The sequence below is a fragment of the Cellulomonas sp. FA1 genome (genome assembly GCF_000986825.1).
Lineage (GTDB): Bacteria > Actinomycetota > Actinomycetes > Actinomycetales > Cellulomonadaceae > Cellulomonas > Cellulomonas iranensis.
Genome location: NZ_LBMY01000001.1, coordinates 3,806,662 through 3,823,050, shown reverse-complemented (window position 1 = coordinate 3,823,050; position 16,389 = coordinate 3,806,662). Strand labels below are relative to the sequence as shown.

Here is a 16,389-nt window from a genome sequence, read left to right as displayed (position 1 = left end):
TACGACGACGCCCGGCACCGTGCACGGTGCCGGGCGTCGCGGGGAGCTGCGGTGCTCAGGCCTCGCTGGCGGACGCGGCCGACTGCTCGGCGGCGAGCTCGGCGGCGGCCTCCTCGGCAGCCACGTCGGCGGCCGACGCCTGCGGCACGGTGACCGTGACGACGACGATCTCGGCGTCGGTGACGAGCGTCGCGCCCTTCGGCAGCGTGACCTCGCCGGCCGTGACGGCCGAGCCGCCCTCGAGGCCCTCGATCGAGACCTCGACGTGCTGCGGCAGGTGCGTGGCCTCGGCCTCGAGCGACAGGTTCTGCGTCTCGACGACGTGGATCGTGCCGGGCGCCGACTCGCCGACGATCGTGACGGGCACGTCGACGGCGACCTTCTCGCCCTTCTTCACGATGAGCAGGTCGACGTGCTCGATGACCTGGCGCACGACGTCGCGCTGGACGTCCTTGACGATCGCGAGGGTCTCCTTGCCGTCGAGCTCGATCGAGTACAGCGCGTTCGAGTTCTTGAGCGAGAGCATCGTCTCGTGACCCGGGAGCGTCACGTGCAGCGGCTTGGTGCCGTGCCCGTAGAGCACGGCGGGGATCTGGTGCGCGCGGCGGATGCGGCGGGCGGCGCCCTTGCCGAACTCGGTACGGGCGGTGGCGACGAGCTTGATCTCGGACACTGCTGCTCCTCAGGCGTTCCGGTGGCGCCGCGGAGTGCCGCGGGCGCGGGTCTGGCAGTCGGTGGGCCCGCAGGAGCGGGGCTCCTCGGGTGGTCGGGCACGGGGCCCGGTGGCCTCGACGCGGGGCGCAGGACGGGGACCTGGACGCACACGGAGGCGACCACCCAGTCGATCACGGAGCCGGGGGCCGTTCCGGAGATGGTGCTTCCGGGTCGACCGTCCGTCGTCCCTCGCCGAGGCAACCGGACGATCCTAGCGGACGCCGGCCGGGACCTCGAACCCCGCCGGGGCGGCCGCGGACGTGCGCCCCGTCACCCGAGCGGTGCCGTCAGGTGCCCTCAGGGGCCGCCACGTGCCGTCAGGCGCCGTCGCCCCAGTCCCAGCGCACGGTGACCGTGGCGCGCACGGACTGCTCGCCGGGGTCCACCGGGAGCGCGAACGCGTCGGCGCCGAGCGCGCGCGCGAACCGCGGCACCTCTCCCCCGGCCGGGTCGCCCTCGTGCACCCAGCGCACGTCCCCCAGCGGCCGGCCGGCGAGGGCCGCGAGGTGCGTCGCCTTCTCGTGCGCGTCCTGCCACGCGGCCTCGCGCGCGCGGGCGTGCGCGGGCGCCGGGTCGGCCACCACGAGCCGCAGGCCCCCCAGGCGCACCGCCGGTCCGCCCGCGGTCAGCGCCGCACCCACGACGTCGCCCGCGGTCGCGGTGTCGCGCAGCGTCACGACGACCCCCATCCGTGCCACGACCCGCAGGTCGCCGTCCGGGCCGTCCTGCTCGGTCCAGGTCGCGACGTCGCCCGTCCGCACCGCTCGGTCGTCGACGCCCGCGGCACGCAGCGCGGCGCGCACGGCCGCGAGCGCGGTCGTCGCGTCGCGCAGCGCGACCGCCACGTCCCGGTCGCGGACCTCGGTCGCGAGGTCCGCGAGGACCACGTCCGGCACGGCGTCGGCCGCGCCGGACCCGCGCACGGTCACGCCGCCGGGGGCGTCGGTGCCGTGCGCGGGGCCCGTCATGTCAGGCGTTCCCGTCGAACAGCGACGTCACCGAGCCGTCGTCGAAGACCTCGCGGATCGCGCGCGCCAGCAGCGGCGCGATCGACAGCACCGTGAGCTGCGGGAAGCGGCGCTCCTCGGCGACCGGCAGCGTGTCGGTGATGATCACCTCGCGCGCACCGCACTCCTGCAGCCGCTCGACCGCCGGGTCGGACAGCACGCCGTGCGTCGCGGCCACGATGACGTCCTTCGCACCGGCCTCGAGGACCACGCGCACGGCGCCCGCGATGGTGCCCGCGGTGTCGATGAGGTCGTCGACGATCACGCAGCTCTTGCCCTCGACGTCACCGACGACGCGGTTCGCGACGGCCTTGTTGGGGCTGCGGATGTCGCGCGTCTTGTGCACGAACGCGAGCGGTCCCCCGCCGAGTTTGGCGGCCCACTGCTCGGCGACGCGGATGCGCCCGGCGTCGGGCGACACGACCGTGACGTTCGAGGTGTCGACGCGCGTGCGCACGTACTCGACGAGGATCGGCTGCGCCCACAGGTGGTCGACCGGCCCGTCGAAGAACCCCTGCGTCTGCGCGGCGTGCAGGTCGACGCTCATGATGCGGTCGGCGCCCGCGGTCTTGAACAGGTCGCTGACCAGGCGCGCCGAGATCGGCTCGCGGCCGCGGTGCTTCTTGTCCTGCCGCGCGTACGGGTAGAACGGCGCGATCACCGTGATCGTCTTGGCCGACGCGCGCTTCATCGCGTCGATCATGAGCAGCTGCTCCATGAGCCACTGGTTGATCGGCGAGCAGTGCGACTGCAGGACGAACGCGTCCGCGCCGCGCACCGACTCCCCGAACCGCACGTAGATCTCGCCGTTGGCGAAGTCGTACGCGTCGGTCGGGAGCAGCTCGATGCCGAGGTGGTCGGCCACGTCCTTCGCGAGCTCCGGGTGCGCGCGCCCCGACGCCAGGACCAGGCGCTTCTCCCCGTCGTGGCTGATGATGCCGGTCATCGCGTCCCGTCCTCGTTCGTCGTGCCGCCCGCCGGTGCGTCGGTCGGGTCGTCCAGCTGCGCCGGCTGCCCGGGCAGGTGCGGGGGCGGCGTCACGGGGATCGCCGCGGTCGCCGCGCGCTCGCGCTCGGCGCGCGCCTGGGGCGACAGGCCCGCGACGTCGCGCGTGCCGCGCGCCTTGGCCGCCGCCTCGGCGGCGGCGGTGCCGGCGCGCGAGCGCTGCACCCAGCCCTCGATGTTGCGCTGCGAGCCCGCGCTCACCGCGAGCGCCCCCGGGGGCACGTCGCGCCGGACGACCGTGCCGGCGCCCGTGTAGGCGCCGTCGCCCACGACCACGGGGGCGACGAACATGTTGTCCGAGCCGGTGCGGGCGTGCGAGCCGATCACCGTGCGGTGCTTGTTGACGCCGTCGTAGTTGACGGTCACCGACGCGGCGCCGATGTTCGAGTGCTCGCCGATCGTCGCGTCGCCCACGTACGACAGGTGCGGGATCTTCGACCCCGTGCCGATCTGCGTGTTCTTCGTCTCGACGAACGTGCCGATCTTGCCGTCGGCGCCGAGCTCGGTGCCCGGCCGCAGGTAGGCGAACGGGCCGACGGTGGCGCCCTCGCCGACGACCGACAGCGAGCCGTGCGTGCGCACGACGGTCGCACCGGCGCGCACCTCGACGTCCGTGAGCGTCGTGTCGGGGCCGATCGTGGCGCCCTCGCCGATGCTCGTCGCGCCGTGCAGCTGCACGTTGGGCAGCAGCGTGACGTCCCGCGCGAGGTCGACGTCGACGTCGACCCACGTGGTCGCCGGGTCGACGACCGTGACGCCCGCGCGCATCCAGTCCTCGAGGAGGCGGCGGTTGAGCTCGGCCCGCAGCACCGCGAGCTGCACGCGGTCGTTGACGCCCTCGACGCTCAGCCGGTCGTCGGTGCGCAGCGCGCGCACGCGCCCGCCGTCGCCGCGCGCGATCGCGAGCACGTCGGTCAGGTACACCTCGCCCTGCGCGTTGTCGCGGCCCAGCCGCGCGAGCGCGCTGCGCAGCACGGCCGCGTCGAACACGTAGACCGACGTGTTGATCTCGGCGACCGCGCGCTGCTCGTCGGTCGCGTCCTTCTCCTCGACGATGCCGAGCACGTCGCCCGTGCCCGGCTCGCGCAGGATCCGGCCGTAGCCCGTCGGGTCCGGCACCTCGGTCGTCAGGACCGTGACCGCGTTGCCGTCGGCCGCGTGCGCCGCGAGCATCTGCTCGAGCGTGCCCGCGTCCAGCAGCGGCACGTCGCCCGCGACGACGACGACCGCGCCGTCGAGCACCGAGCCCGCCGCGGCACCGCCCACGTCGTGCCCCGCGGCGACGACGTCGGCGGTCGCGGCCTGCGCGGCCGCGTCCAGCGCGGTCATCGCGACCTGCACCGCACGACCCGTGCCCGGCACGTCGTCCTGGTCGACGAGCAGCGCGTCCGCGTCGACCTCGAGCACGTGCGCCGCGACCCGCTCGCGCTCGTGCCGCACGACCACGGCGACGCGGCCCGGCTCGAGCGCGCGCGCGGCGGCGAGCGCGTGCCCGACCATGCTGCGACCGCCCAGCTCGTGCAGGACCTTGGGGGTCGCGGACCGCATGCGGGTTCCTTCACCCGCTGCGAGGACGACGACGGCGGCTGGGCGGGGGACGGTCACCAGGGGTGCTCCTCGCGGGTCTGCCCGGTGGACGGGCACTTGGTCTGCCGTGGAGCGACTCTACCGCCGCCGCGGTGCGCGACCCGACCGTTCGCGACGCGTGGCAGAGTGACGCCCGCCCCGTGCCACCGCCGCCTGCGAGGACCCGCGTGCCGTCCCTCACGTTCACCGCCACCCGCCGCTCCGCCTACGCGGGGTACGTCGTGCAGGCGGTCGTCAACAACCTGGCGCCCCTGCTGTTCGTCGTGTTCCACACCGCGTTCGACGTGCCGGTCGCGCAGCTGGGGGCGCTCGCGGCGCTGAACTTCGGCGTGCAGCTCGCCACCGACCTCGTCGCGATGCGGGTGGTCGACCGGATCGGGTACCGCCGTCCGCTGGTGCTCGCGCACGTGCTCGCGGCGGCGGGGCTCGTGCTGCTCGCGGTGCTGCCGGCGGCGCTGCCGTCGCCGTTCCTCGGGCTGTGCGTCGCCGTCGTCGTGTACGGCATCGGCGGCGGGCTGCTGGAGGTGCTGGTGTCGCCCGTCGTCGAGCACCTGCCGTCGCCGCAGGGGTCGAAGGCCGCGGGCATGGCGCTGCTGCACTCGTTCTACTGCTGGGGGCAGCTCGCGGTCGTCGTGGGCACCACGGTGCTGCTCGCCGCGCTGGGCACGGACCGGTGGGCGCTGCTGCCCGTGCTGTGGGCGCTCGTGCCGCTCGCGAACCTCGTGGTGCTGCTGCGCGTGCCGATGCCGGCCACGGTCCCCGACGAGCACCGCACGCCCGTGCGCCGCCTGCTCGGGACGCCGATGTTCCTCGCGGCGCTCGTGCTCATGACGACGGGCGGCGCGGCCGAGCTGACGATCGCGCAGTGGTCGTCGTTCTTCGCCGAGCAGGGCACGGGCGTGCCCAAGGAGGTCGGCGACCTGCTGGGGCCGGGCCTGTTCGCGCTGCTGATGGGCCTGGGGCGGTTCGCGTACGGGATGTGGGGCCACGGCGTGCCGCTGCGCCCGCTGCTCGCCGCCTCGGGTGCGGGCGCCGCCGTCTGCTACGTCGTCGCCGCGACCGCGACCGTGCCGGTCGTCAGCCTGGTCGCGTGCGCGCTGTGCGGCCTCGCGGTCGCGCTGCTGTGGCCCGGCACGTTCTCGCTGACGTCCGCGCGGTTCCCGCTCGGCGGTGCCGCGATGTTCGCGCTGCTCGCGCTCGCGGGCGACGCGGGCGGCATGCTCGGGCCGCTGGGCGCGGGCGTGCTCGCGGGCCTGACCGACGGACCGCTGGGCGGGCTCGCGGCGGCCCTGCCGCCCGACTCCGGCAGCGGGCTGCGCGCGGGTCTGCTGCTCATGGCCGTCGTGCCCGCGGCGTTCGCCGTCACCGTGCTGGTGTCGGGGCGCGCCGCCGCGGGCGACCGGCAGGGTCAGCCGGCCTGACGCGCGCCCGCGGAGACGCGCGCGGTGCGCCGCCGGTCGAGCCGCCACGACGCGAGCGCCGAGAGCACGAGCACCGTCGCGCCGCCCAGGACCGCGAGGCCGGCGACGAGGCCGGGTTGCCGCTCGAGCGGCTCGACGAGCCCACCCAGGTCGACCTCGCCCGACGCCCCCAGCGCGGCGCCGCCGGCCGACAGGAGCATGATCGGGACGTAGCCCAGCAGCCGCCCGCGCGTGTAGCCGACGGCGTAGTACACGGGCAGCTGGATCCCGACGAGCAGCGCGTACGTGACGAACCCCGCCGTGGCGACGAGCCCGAGCTCGACGGCCGTGACGACCGCGTCCCCGGTGGTCGACCACGCGACCGCGAGGACCGTGGCCGCCGCCGTCGCGACCAGGTACGTCAGCAGCGACAGCACGTAGCGCGCGAGCACGAGGGTGCCGCGCTGCACGGGCAGCGACGCGTGCAGCGTGCCGAGGTCGTTCTTGTCCTCGACCGCGAACGGGTACGCCGCGACGACCGCGGCGAACACGGCGCCCGCCATGAGCCCGACCGCCGGCGGGCCGATGACCACCAGCACGCCCATCGCGCCCAGCACCATGAGCAGCTGGCGCGTGTAGGGGCGCACCGTCATGACGTCGAGCCGCAGCGCGGCGGCCGCGGCGCTCACGACCGGCCCCGCGAGGTCAGCAGGCCGCGGCGGCGGGCGGGTGCGGGCGGGTCGGGGTCGACGGGCGGCGGCGTGCCGCCGAGGTGCACGACGATCTGGTCGAGCGTGGGCCGCTCGACCAGCACGCCCGGGCCGAGCAGCGGCACGTCGTCGGTCGCGACGAGCGCCTCGACGCCCACGGCCGTGCGGCGCGCGCCGTGCAGCGGCACGATCCCGTCGGCCGGGAGCTCGTCGTCGTCGCCGCGGACCAGGCAGTACGCGTCGAGCACGTCGTCGCGCGTGCCGCTGCGCACGACGCGCCCGCCGCTGAGCACCGTGAGGTGGTCGGCGATCCGCTCGAGGTCGGCCGTGATGTGCGTCGAGAACAGCACGCTGCGCGCGTCGTCGACGAGGTAGTCGCCGAGGATGCCGACGAGCTCGTCGCGCGCGACGGGGTCGAGGCCGCTGGTCGGCTCGTCGAGCAGCAGCAGACGCGCGTCGTGCGACAGCGCGACGGCGATCTGCAGCTTCATCGTCATGCCGCGCGACAGCTCCTTGACGCGCGCGCGGCGGTCGAGCCGGAACGTGCGCAGCAGCGTCGCGAACCGGTCGTCTTCCCAGCGCGCGTAGAACGGACGCAGCGCCGTCGCGACGTCGTCGAGGCGCCAGTCCTCGACGAGCGCGGGGCGGTCGAGCACGATGCCGATCTCCTGGCGCAGCGCGACGGGCGCGGGCAGCGCGTGCCCCAGCACCTCGACCGTGCCGGCGGACGCGGTCCACATGCCCAGCAGCGTGCGGATGAGGGTGGTCTTGCCGGCGCCGTTGGGGCCGACGAGGCCCATGACGTAGCCGGTGGGGAGCGCGAGGTCGACGTCGCGCAGCGCGAAGCCGCCGAGGTCGACGGTGACGCCGCGCAGCGCGACCGCGAGCGGCGCGGTGCCGGTGGGTGCGGGGGTCGCCGCGGCGCCGGTCACCGGCCTGCCGCCGTCCGCGCGGCACCGGCGGGTCGCGCGGGCCCGGCGGGCGCGTCCGCGTCGTCGCCGTCACCGTCCAGCAGCGCGTCGAGCATCTCGACGAGGTCGTCGCGGCCGAGCCGCGCGAGCCGCGCCGCATCGATCGCGGTGCCCAGGCCGTCCTCGACGCGCCGCAGCAGCTGCTCGCGCACGAGGTCGGAGTCGACGGGGAGCACGAACGCGCCCTTGCCGGGCACGTTCGTGATGAACCCCTCGGCGGCGAGCTCGGCGTACGCCCGCGTGGTCGTGATGACCGAGATCCGCAGGTCCCGTGCGAGTCCGCGCACCGAGGGCAGGGCGGCGCCGTCCTCGAGCTCGCCGCGCAGGATCGCGGCCTTGACCTGCTGCGCGACCTGCTCGTACAGAGGCACGTCCGCGTTGTTCGAGACGACGATCCGCACGCCACCACCTCCTACTGTGTATAGACACTATGAACAGTAGGCCGCCGGTGCGTCAAGCCGGACGGTCCCGGCCGACGGCCCCCGCCGCGCGCTAGCGTCGTCGTCGTGCGCTCCTGACGACCCTCCCGCCCCGCCGCCCGCCGCGGCGACCGTCGTCGACCCCAGGAGCACCCGTGACCACCCCTGCCCGCCCCACCCCCTTCTGCGCCTACACCGCCCCCGCGCTGTGGGACGACCCCCACGTCTCGGCGCAGATGCTCGCCGCGCACCTCGACCCGCTGTCCCCGCTCGCGTCGCGCCCGCACGCGTTCGTCGACCGGTCCGCCGCCTGGCTCGTCCCCGCGCTGGGCCTCTCGCCCGGCGACCGGCTGCTCGACCTCGGCTGCGGGCCGGGGCTGTACGCCGAGCGCGTCGCCCGTGCCGGCGTGCGCGTGCTCGGCGTCGACGTCGCGTCCCGGTCGCTCGCGCACGCGCGCGCCGTCGCCCGCCGCGACGACCTGCCCGTCGAGCTCCGGCACGGCAGCTACCTCGACCCCGGGACCGACCTGGGCGACGCCCACGACGCGGCGGTGCTGGTCTTCGAGGACTACAGCGTGCTGAGCCCCGACCAGCGCGCCACCCTCCTCGCGCGCGTCCACGGCGCGCTGCGGCCCGGCGGTCGGCTGCTGCTCGACGTCACGAGCGCGGCCCGCTTCGCGACCGTGCGCGAAGGCAGCACCACCGCGCCCGGGCTCATGGGCGGCTTCTGGTCCGCCGAGCCCTACGACGGGACGCACGAGACGTTCACGTACCACGGGCTGCGCCTCGTGCTCGACCGGTACACGATCCGCACCGCACGCACGACGCGCGTGTTCTGGAACTGGATGCAGTGCCTCACGCCGCACGAGGTCGGCGACGAGCTGCGGGCCGCCGGCTTCGTCGCGCACGACGTGCTGGGCGACGTCGCGGGCGCGCCCCACGACCCGACGTCCCCCACGTTCGCCGTGCTCGCGCGGCGCGCCTGACGGCTCTCCTCGCGGTGCGGCCGTGGCGTCAGCCCCGGCGGCGCCACGCCCGCACCGCACGTCCCACGAGCGGCACCAGCGGCACCAGCGGCAGCGCGAGCCACGCCGCGAGCACCGCACGCGTCGCCGCGCCGCCCGGGTCGAACGGTCCGGGCAGCACCGCGGTCGGCGTGATCGCGAGCATCGGCAGCGTGCGCGCCAGCGCCAGCACCTCGTCGTCCGGCATCGCGGCCACGTCGCCGAGCGTCGAGCGGCCCGCCACGCCCATCGACGCCGCGACCACGCGCATCGCGCGCACGCGCGCGTCGTCGTCGACCACCTCGACCGCGCGCCCCGCGAACGCCGCACCCGGCAGCGTGACCTCGACCTCGGGGTGCGCGACGGCGTTGCGGTACCACTGCGCCGCGTGCCCGTACCCGGCCACGACGACCACGGCGCCGTCGACCACGGCGTAGCAGAGCGGCACCTCGCGGCGCTCGCCGCTCACCCGCCCCGTCGTGGTCAGCAGCAGGATCGACCCGGCCAGCGGCGTCGCGAGCAGCACGCCGCCGCCGCGTCGCAGCGCGGGCGCCGCGACGCGGCGGTTCACCACGAGGAACGCGCGACGCATCGGCTCGGCCAGGCGGGTGAGGACGGGACCGTACGGCAGCGGGTCGCTCATGCGACCACGCTAGGGACCGGTGCGGCACCGCGGCAGAGACGAAGGTCGCGACCGTCAGGAGCCCGTCCGGACCGACGGGTCGGGCCGAGCCGCGCACGGCGCTGCGGGTCGGGCTCCGCCCCCAGGATTCGAACCTGGACCGCAAGGCTCCAAAGGCCTGCGTGCTGCCGTTACACCAGGGCGGACCGGCGGCCCAGTCTGCCAGGCACGGCGGCGCCCGCGTGCCGGTGCGGACACGGCCGTCGCACGCGGCGTCCCCCCGCGCGGGCGCGCCGCACGGCAGACTGGCCCGATGGCCTCCGACTCGAAGCGGGCGACACGCGCGCGCATGACCGGGACCCAGCGCCGCGCGCAGCTGCTCGACGTGTCGCGGCGGCTCTTCGCCGAGAAGGGGTTCGACAACACGAGCGTCGAGGAGATCGCGGCCCGCGCCGAGGTCTCCAAGCCCGTCGTGTACGAGCACTTCGGCGGCAAGGAGGGCATCTACGCGGTCGTCGTCGACCGCGAGATCCAGGCGCTCACCGGCGCGCTCACGGACGCGCTCGAGGAGGGCGGCCACCCCAAGGTCATGGTCGAGCGCACCGCGCTCGCGCTGCTGACGTACATCGAGGAGTCCGAGGACGGGTTCCGGATCCTCGTGCGCGACTCGCCCGTCGCGCAGGCCACCGGCACGTTCTCGTCGCTCATCGGCGACGTCGCGTCCCAGGTCGAGCACCTGCTCGCGGCGCAGTTCAAGAAGCAGGCGCTCGACCCGCGCACCGCACCGATGTACGCGCAGATGCTCGTCGGCATGGTCGCGCTCACCGGGCAGTGGTGGCTCGACGCCCGCAGCCCCAAGAAGGCCGAGGTCGCGGCGCACCTGGTCAACCTCGCGTGGAACGGCCTCGAGGGCCTCGAGCGCCGCCCCGCGCTGACGCGCCAGCCCTGACGCGACCGCCCCGGCGCGGCACGCGACGCAGGTCTCTCGACGACGACTAATCTTCCGACCATGGCCGAGCCGCACGACGACGGGACCCCGCGCGACGAGGTCGACCGCATCGTGCTCGCGTGGCAGCACGAGCGGCCGGACCTCGACGTGCGGCCCCTCACCGTGCTGTCGCGCGTCAGCCGCCTCGCGCGGCACCTCGACCTCGCGCGGCGCGGCGCGTTCGCGCGGCACGGCCTCGAGACGTGGGAGTTCGACGTGCTCGCCGCCCTGCGGCGCGCCGGTGCGCCCTACCGCCTGTCGCCGGGGGCGCTGCTCACGCAGACGCTCGTCACGAGCGGCACCATGACCAACCGGATCGACCGGCTCGTGCAGCACGGGCTGGTCGAGCGCCAGCCGTCGCCCGACGACCGGCGCGGCGTGCTCGTGCAGCTCACGCCCGCCGGGCTGCGGCGCGTCGACGAGGCGTTCGCCGACCTGCTCGACGTCGAGCGCGGCCTCATCGGCGACCTGCCCGAGGCGGACCGCGAGCGGCTCGCGTCGCTGCTGCGCGACGTCCTCACGCTCTTCGACGCGTCGTGACGGCGCAGGGCCGCCGCCCGCGCGTCACGACCCGCCCCGCCACGAGCACGCCCGTCGCGGCGCCGCGACCGTGAGCGCCCGCGCCCGCGCGGGCGGTGCGCTGCTCGGGGCGCTGCTGCTCGTCGCCCTGACGCTGCGCGGACCGCTCGTGGCGCCCGCCCCCGTGATCGACCAGGTCGCCGGGACGCTCGGCCTCACGTCGTCGGCCGCGGGGCTGCTCACGGGGCTCGGCGTGCTGTGCTTCGCGACGCTCACGCCGCTCGCCGCGCTCGCGCTCGGGCGCGCGGGCACGACCCGGATGCTCGCGCTCGCGCTGCTCGCGATCCTCGGCGGCACGCTGCTGCGCTCGTTCGGCGGCGTGCCCGGCGCGTTCGTGGGGACCGTCGTCGTCGGCGCGGCGATCACCGTGGGGAACGTCGGGGTGCCCGTGGTCGTCGCGCGCGACTTCCCGACCCGCGTGCCGCGCGTCATGGGCCTGTACTCGGCCGTCATGAACGCGGGCGCGTGGCTCACGACGCTCGGCACGGCACCCCTCGCGGGGCTCGTCGGGTGGCGCTGGGCGCTCACGGCGTGGGGCCTGCTGGCGCTGCTCGCGCTCGTCGTGTGGCTGCGCGTGGCGGGCGACGGCCCCTGGCGCGCGACCGGCCGGGCCGCGACCCGGGCGGCCGCCGTGGCCGCGGCACCGGGCGCCGCGCTCACGACGCCGACCGCGCCGACGACGGCGCCGCCCCGCGTGCCGCTGGTGCGCCGGCCGGTCACGTGGCTGCTGTGCCTGACGTTCGTCGGGCAGGCCTCGTCGTACATGGGCGTCACGGCGTGGCTGCCGTCCGTGCTGCACGACGCGTCGGGGCTGGGGCGCGGCGGCGCCGGGGCCGCGGCGTCGTTGTTCCAGCTCTTCGGCGTGCTCGGCAGCGTCCTGGCCCCCGCGGCGCTCGCGCGGCGCGTGCCGCCGCGCGCGGTGGTGCTCGGCATCGCGGCCTGCTGGCTGTCGCTGCCGCTCGGGCTGCTGCTCGCGCCCGGCGCCTGGGTCGCGTGGGCGGTGCTCGGCGGCCTCGCGCAGGGCGCGAACTTCGTCGTGCTGTTCACGGTCGTCGCCGCCGTGGCCGACTCCCCCGCCGAGGTCCGCCGCCTCTCGGCCACGGTCCAGACCGTGGGCTACGCGGTCGCCGCGGCGACGCCCAGCGTGCTCGGCGCGCTGCACGAGGCGACCGCCGGGTGGACGGCGCCGCTCGTCGCGGTCGTCGGCCTGCTCGGGCTCGCGGCCACGACGCACACCCTCGCCGCGGGGCGGCTCCCGCACCGCTGACGGCGCGTCGGCGCGGTCAGCCCGCGGTCTCGGCGGCCTCGAGCCACGCGGCCTCGAGCTCGTCGCGCTCGGCCGCGAGCGCGCGCAGCTCGGCGTCGAGCGCCGTGACCGCCTCGTGGTCGGTGGCCTGCTCGGCCATGCGCGCGTGCAGGCCCGCCTCGAGCGTCGCGATCCGCTCGAGGCGGCGCTCGATGCGCTGCACCTCCTTGCGGGCGGCGCGGACCTCCGCCGCCGACGGCGCGGGCGCCGACGGGCCGTCCGCCGCGGGCGCGCCCCCGGAGGCCGCGGCCGCGTCGCCCGGCAGCGCGAACCGCGCACCCCCCAGCGCGGCGGCCCGCAGCTCGAGGTACTGCTCGACCCCGCCCGGCAGGTCCCGGACCTTCCCGTCGCCGAGCAGCGCGACCTGCCGGTCGCACACGCGCTCGAGCAGGTACCGGTCGTGCGACACGACGATCAGCGTGCCGGGCCACCCGTCGAGCAGGTCCTCGACCGCCGCGAGCGTGTCGGTGTCCAGGTCGTTGGTCGGCTCGTCGAGCAGCAGCACGTTCGGCTCGGCGACCAGCAGGCGCAGCAGCTGCAGCCGGCGCCGCTCACCGCCCGACAGGTCGCGCACGGGCGTGCGGGCGCGCTCGCGCGTGAACCCGAGCCGCTCGACCAGCTGGCTCGCGGTGAGCTCCTTGCCGCCGACCACCACCGAGCGCTTCTCGCGCTCGACCGCCTCGACGACCCGCAGGTCCGCGACCTCGTCGAGGTCCTCGACGTCCTGCCGCAGCTCGGCGACCTGCACGGTCTTGCCGCGCCGCACGCGCCCCGACGTGGGCTGCGCGCGGCCGGTGAGCAGCCGCAGCAGCGTCGTCTTGCCCGCGCCGTTGACCCCGACCACGCCGTACCGGTCCCCCGGGCCCAGCCGCCACGTCACGTCGTCGAGCAGCACGCGGCCGTCGGGCAGCGTGAACGTCACGTCCTCCAGGTCGAGGACGTCCTTGCCGAGCCGCGCGGTCGCGGTGCGCGCGAGCGCGAGCGAGTCGCGCGGCGGCGGCTCGTCCGCGATGAGCGCGGTCGCGGCGTCGATCCGGAACTTCGGCTTCGACGTGCGCGCGGGCGCCCCGCGGCGCAGCCACGCGAGCTCCTTGCGCAGCAGGTTCTGCCGCTTCGCCTCGACCGTCGCCGCCTGCTGCGCACGCTCGGCGCGCGCCAGCACGTACGCCGCGTACCCGCCGTCGTACTGGTCGACGACGCCGTCGTGGACCTCCCACGTGCGCGTGCACACCGCGTCGAGGAACCACCGGTCGTGCGTCACGACCACGAGCGCGCCGCTGCCGCGCGCGTAGCGCTCGACCAGGTAGCCGGCGAGCCACGCGACGCCCTCGACGTCGAGGTGGTTGGTCGGCTCGTCGAGCACGAGCACCTCGTCGTCGCGCACGAGCAGCGCCGCGAGCGCGACGCGGCGCCGCTGCCCGCCGGACAGCTGTGCGACGCGCGCGTCGAGCGCGACGTCCGCGAGCAGGCCCGTGTGCACGGCGCGCACGCGCGCGTCGGACGCCCACTCGTGCGCGTCGGCGTCGCCGTGCACGACGTCGCGCACGGTGCCGTCGCCCAGGTCGTCGCGCTGGTCGAGCAGCGCGACCCGGGTGCCGCCCGCGCGCGTGACGCGGCCGTCGTCCGGGGCCTGGCTGCCCGCGAGCACGCGCAGCAGCGTGGACTTGCCGGCGCCGTTGGGCCCGACGACGCCGATGCGCTGGCCGTCGTCGACGCCGAGGCTCACGCCGTCGAGGAGCGTGCGGGTGCCGAGGGTGAGGTGGACGCGGTCAGCGCCGAGCAGGTGGGGCATGAGGTCCTCCAGCCTGCCAGGTCCGCGGGCGGGGTGTCGACGCGGCACCCGGGCGCACGCCGCGGGGCGCCGGACCGCGCCCCGAGCCCGGCTCGGTCGGTGGTCCGGCGCCCCGCGGCGCTCCGGGTGCGCTCAGCGCGCGGCGCGGCTGCCGAGCACCTCGCGCACGCGCACGCGCGCACCCATCCGCAGCACCGACCGCTCGTAGATGCGCGCCGCGATGCCGATCACCACGACGCACGAGGCCGCGAGCACCGCGAGCGACAGCAGCGGCTCCCACCAGGCCGCGTCGCCGAGGAACAGCCGCACCGGCATGCCCACGGGTGCGCTGAACGGCACGTAGGACATCACGGACAGCACGGTCGCGTTGTCGTTGAAGAACACCACGAGGAAGTACGGCGCCATGACCAGCCACATCGCGGGCTGCAGCACGACGCCGGTGTCCTCGATGCGCGACACGAGCGACGCGCTCGCCGCGAACACCGACGCCAGCAGCACGAACCCGACCGCGAAGAACACGACGAACCACACCACGGGCGTGCCGATGAGCGTCAGCAGGTCGTCCTGCCCGGTGACGACCAGCGCGAGCACCGACACCGCCGCGATCGCCGCGGTCTGCCCGAGCGCCAGGGCGGAGTTCCCGAGGATCTTGCCGGCCAGCAGCGCGCGCGCCGGCACGGCGGACAGCAGGATCTCGACGATGCGGGTCTGCTTCTCCGTCACGGTGTTCTGCGCGATCGTCGAGCCGAAGCTGATCGCCGACATCATGAAGATCAGACCGAAGCCGAACGTCACGACGTAGCGCACGGGGCCGTCGGCGTTCGCGGGGGCGAGCAGCTCGACCTCGGGCCTCTGGGTGAGCGCGTCGAGGAGCGCGTCCGGCGCGGACTCCATCGCGAGCACCTCGACGCCCAGCGGGCCGTCGGCCGGCACGACCGCCGCCTCGACGTCGCCGTCCCGCACGGCCCGCTCGGCCGCGGCCCGGTCGGCGACGTCGGTGACGGCCAGGCCGTCGGTCGTCGGGACCTCGCCCGCGACGGACGTCACGACCGCGACCGGCACGTCGTCCTGCGCGCGGCCCGACATGACCGAGCTCACGACGATGGCCGCGAGGATCCCGACCAGCAGGATCGCCGTCGAGACCAGGAACGACTTCGAACGCACCTGCGACGTGATCTCGCGCTCGGCGACCAGCATGCTCGCGCGGACGAGCGACGGACGGTCGGGGGTCGGGGTCGTGCTCATCGGGCCGCCTCCTGCAGGTCGGGCTCGGGCGCGTCGATGACGACGTCGCGGAAGATCTCGGCGAGCGACGGGCGCAGCGGCGTGAACGCGTGCACCGGGCCCCGGGCGAGCGCCGTGCGCAGCACCTGCTGCGCGACGTCGTCGTCCGCGCGGAAGACGGCCGTGGCGGCGGCGAGCTCGTCGACCTGCACGCCGGGGACGTCCCGCAGCCACGCGACGTCGCCGTCGGCGACGATCTCGAACCGCGCGGTGCCGTGCTGCGCGCGCAGCTCCTCGCGGCCGCCGGCGGCCCGCACGCGCCCGCCGGCGATGATGACGAGGTCGTCGCACAGCCGCTCGACCACGTCGAGCTGGTGCGACGAGAACAGCACCGGCACGCCCTGCGCGGCACGCTCGGCGAGCACGCCCTGCACGACGTCGACGGCCATGGGGTCCAGGCCCGAGAACGGCTCGTCGAGCACGAGCACCTCGGGGTCGTGCACGAGCGCGGCCGCGACCTGCGCGCGCTGCTGGTTGCCGAGCGACAGGCTCTCGACCGGGTCCTTCGCGCGCTCGGCGAGGCCCAGCTGCTCGACCAGCGCGTGCGCGCGGGACGCCGCGCCGACCTTGTCGAACCCGTGCAGCCGTGCGAGGTACGTCAGGTGCTCGACGAGCTGCATCTTCGGGTACAGGCCGCGCTCCTCCGGCATGTAGCCGAACCGCGAGCGCGCGGCGCCCGCGAGCGGCGCACCGTCGAGCGTCACCGTGCCCGCGTGCGGTGCGAGCACGCCCAGGATGATGCGCATCGTCGTCGTCTTGCCGGCCCCGTTGCCGCCCACGAACCCCGTGAGCCGACCCCGCCCGACCGTGAAGCTCACGTCGTCGAGCACGAGCCGGTCGCCGAACGATCGGCTGACCCCGTGCAGCTCGAGCATCGTGCCTCCTGCCGTCCACGCGTCCGGCGGTCCCGGACGTCCTGGCACGACGGTAGGCGGGACGGCGGTGCCGGCACCTCGGGCGGGCGGCCGATCCTGCGTCTCCGTCCCGGGACGGAGACGCCG

Annotated in this window: 16 protein-coding genes, 1 tRNA gene and 1 pseudogene; 5 read left to right on the top strand and 13 right to left on the bottom strand. The window is 75.9% G+C overall.

Annotated elements, in window-relative coordinates; translation table 11 throughout:
* Positions 1-55: 55 nt before the first annotated feature.
* The 4 genes from GY42_RS17230 to glmU form a co-directional block, all read right to left on the bottom strand.
* The gene (locus tag GY42_RS17230; protein WP_046530246.1) at positions 56-673 is read right to left on the bottom strand and encodes a 50S ribosomal protein L25/general stress protein Ctc; all 618 of its coding nucleotides are present in this window, start codon (positions 671-673) and stop codon (positions 56-58) included.
* A 358-nt stretch (positions 674-1,031) separates the two neighbouring features.
* On the bottom strand, positions 1,032-1,682 hold the full coding sequence (locus GY42_RS17225) for an SIMPL domain-containing protein (protein ID WP_046530245.1): 651 nt from the start codon (positions 1,680-1,682) through the stop codon (positions 1,032-1,034).
* A 1-nt stretch (position 1,683) separates the two neighbouring features.
* The gene (locus GY42_RS17220; RefSeq protein WP_046530244.1) at positions 1,684-2,667 is read right to left on the bottom strand and encodes a ribose-phosphate diphosphokinase; all 984 of its coding nucleotides are present in this window, start codon (positions 2,665-2,667) and stop codon (positions 1,684-1,686) included.
* Positions 2,664-4,331, bottom strand: coding sequence for a bifunctional UDP-N-acetylglucosamine diphosphorylase/glucosamine-1-phosphate N-acetyltransferase GlmU (gene glmU, locus GY42_RS17215; RefSeq protein WP_046530243.1), 1,668 nt, complete (start codon positions 4,329-4,331; stop codon positions 2,664-2,666). The genes GY42_RS17220 and glmU overlap by 4 nt, the downstream gene beginning before the upstream one ends.
* 149 nt (positions 4,332-4,480) lie before the next feature.
* Between glmU and GY42_RS17210 the strand changes: the two genes are divergently transcribed.
* Entirely contained in the window at positions 4,481-5,734 is a 1,254-nt protein-coding gene (locus tag GY42_RS17210) for an MFS transporter (RefSeq protein ID WP_046530242.1), read from the top strand.
* Here the strand turns inward: GY42_RS17210 and GY42_RS17205 are convergent.
* The 3 genes from GY42_RS17205 to GY42_RS17195 are packed head-to-tail and all read right to left on the bottom strand — an operon-like array spanning position 5,722 to position 7,795.
* Positions 5,722-6,402: an ABC-2 transporter permease gene (locus GY42_RS17205; RefSeq protein ID WP_046530241.1), complete on the bottom strand. Its 681-nt coding sequence runs from the start codon at positions 6,400-6,402 to the stop codon at positions 5,722-5,724. The two genes, GY42_RS17210 and GY42_RS17205, sit on opposite strands and share 13 nt — an antisense overlap.
* Positions 6,399-7,355: an ABC transporter ATP-binding protein gene (locus GY42_RS17200; RefSeq protein ID WP_052748487.1), complete on the bottom strand. Its 957-nt coding sequence runs from the start codon at positions 7,353-7,355 to the stop codon at positions 6,399-6,401. The genes GY42_RS17205 and GY42_RS17200 overlap by 4 nt, the downstream gene beginning before the upstream one ends.
* Positions 7,352-7,795: a GntR family transcriptional regulator gene (locus tag GY42_RS17195; protein WP_046530240.1), complete on the bottom strand. Its 444-nt coding sequence runs from the start codon at positions 7,793-7,795 to the stop codon at positions 7,352-7,354. The genes GY42_RS17200 and GY42_RS17195 overlap by 4 nt, the downstream gene beginning before the upstream one ends.
* A gap of 173 nt (positions 7,796-7,968) precedes the next feature.
* Here GY42_RS17195 and GY42_RS17190 point away from each other — a divergent pair, with 173 nt between their 5' ends.
* Positions 7,969-8,799: an SAM-dependent methyltransferase gene (locus GY42_RS17190; RefSeq protein WP_046530239.1), complete on the top strand. Its 831-nt coding sequence runs from the start codon at positions 7,969-7,971 to the stop codon at positions 8,797-8,799.
* Positions 8,800-8,827: 28 nt separating this feature from the next.
* Here GY42_RS17190 and GY42_RS18480 read toward each other — a convergent pair whose 3' ends face one another.
* Positions 8,828-9,460: a nitroreductase/quinone reductase family protein gene (locus GY42_RS18480; RefSeq protein ID WP_052748486.1), complete on the bottom strand. Its 633-nt coding sequence runs from the start codon at positions 9,458-9,460 to the stop codon at positions 8,828-8,830.
* 113 nt (positions 9,461-9,573) lie between these two features.
* Positions 9,574-9,645, bottom strand: a tRNA-Gln gene (locus GY42_RS17180).
* Positions 9,646-9,788: 143 nt separating this feature from the next.
* On the opposite strand from GY42_RS17180, the gene GY42_RS17175 reads away from it, so the two are divergent.
* The 3 genes from GY42_RS17175 to GY42_RS17165 all read left to right on the top strand — a co-directional run bounded on the left by GY42_RS17175 (position 9,789) and on the right by GY42_RS17165 (position 12,273).
* The gene (locus GY42_RS17175) at positions 9,789-10,388 is read left to right on the top strand and encodes a TetR/AcrR family transcriptional regulator (RefSeq protein WP_046530238.1); all 600 of its coding nucleotides are present in this window, start codon (positions 9,789-9,791) and stop codon (positions 10,386-10,388) included.
* Positions 10,389-10,448: 60 nt separating this feature from the next.
* Positions 10,449-10,967: a MarR family winged helix-turn-helix transcriptional regulator gene (locus GY42_RS17170; protein ID WP_046530237.1), complete on the top strand. Its 519-nt coding sequence runs from the start codon at positions 10,449-10,451 to the stop codon at positions 10,965-10,967.
* Positions 10,968-11,037: 70 nt separating this feature from the next.
* Positions 11,038-12,273, top strand: coding sequence for an MFS transporter (locus GY42_RS17165; RefSeq protein ID WP_046530236.1), 1,236 nt, complete (start codon positions 11,038-11,040; stop codon positions 12,271-12,273).
* 16 nt (positions 12,274-12,289) lie between these two features.
* Here the strand turns inward: GY42_RS17165 and GY42_RS17160 are convergent, their stop codons facing one another.
* From GY42_RS17160 to GY42_RS17150, 4 genes and pseudogenes are all read right to left on the bottom strand, one after another.
* A complete protein-coding gene (locus tag GY42_RS17160; RefSeq protein ID WP_442856796.1) occupies positions 12,290-13,615 on the bottom strand; it encodes an ABC-F family ATP-binding cassette domain-containing protein in 1,326 nt (441 codons plus the stop codon).
* A 23-nt stretch (positions 13,616-13,638) separates the two neighbouring features.
* Positions 13,639-14,104: pseudogene (locus GY42_RS20240) on the bottom strand (ATP-binding cassette domain-containing protein); the annotation flags it as partial.
* Between the two features lie 132 nt (positions 14,105-14,236).
* Positions 14,237-15,349 carry an ABC transporter permease gene (locus GY42_RS17155; protein ID WP_046530234.1) on the bottom strand — a complete coding sequence of 371 codons (1,113 nt, stop codon included), beginning with the start codon at positions 15,347-15,349 and terminating at the stop codon, positions 14,237-14,239.
* A complete protein-coding gene (locus GY42_RS17150; RefSeq protein ID WP_046530233.1) occupies positions 15,346-16,263 on the bottom strand; it encodes an ABC transporter ATP-binding protein in 918 nt (305 codons plus the stop codon). The genes GY42_RS17155 and GY42_RS17150 overlap by 4 nt, the downstream gene beginning before the upstream one ends.
* Positions 16,264-16,389 lie beyond the last annotated feature (126 nt).

Bases quoted from the DNA above. Each gene is read 5' to 3' on its own strand.
- GY42_RS17175 (WP_046530238.1), top strand. From the start codon at position 9,789: ATGACCGGGACCCAGCGCCGCGCGCAGCTGCTCGACGTGTCGCGGCGG.
- GY42_RS17155 (WP_046530234.1), bottom strand. From the start codon at position 15,349: ATGAGCACGACCCCGACCCCCGACCGTCCGTCGCTCGTCCGCGCGAGC.
- GY42_RS17220 (WP_046530244.1), bottom strand. From the start codon at position 2,667: ATGACCGGCATCATCAGCCACGACGGGGAGAAGCGCCTGGTCCTGGCG.
- GY42_RS17225 (WP_046530245.1), bottom strand. From the start codon at position 1,682: ATGACGGGCCCCGCGCACGGCACCGACGCCCCCGGCGGCGTGACCGTG.
- GY42_RS17170 (WP_046530237.1), top strand. From the start codon at position 10,449: ATGGCCGAGCCGCACGACGACGGGACCCCGCGCGACGAGGTCGACCGC.
- GY42_RS17150 (WP_046530233.1), bottom strand. From the start codon at position 16,263: ATGCTCGAGCTGCACGGGGTCAGCCGATCGTTCGGCGACCGGCTCGTG.
- GY42_RS18480 (WP_052748486.1), bottom strand. From the start codon at position 9,460: ATGAGCGACCCGCTGCCGTACGGTCCCGTCCTCACCCGCCTGGCCGAG.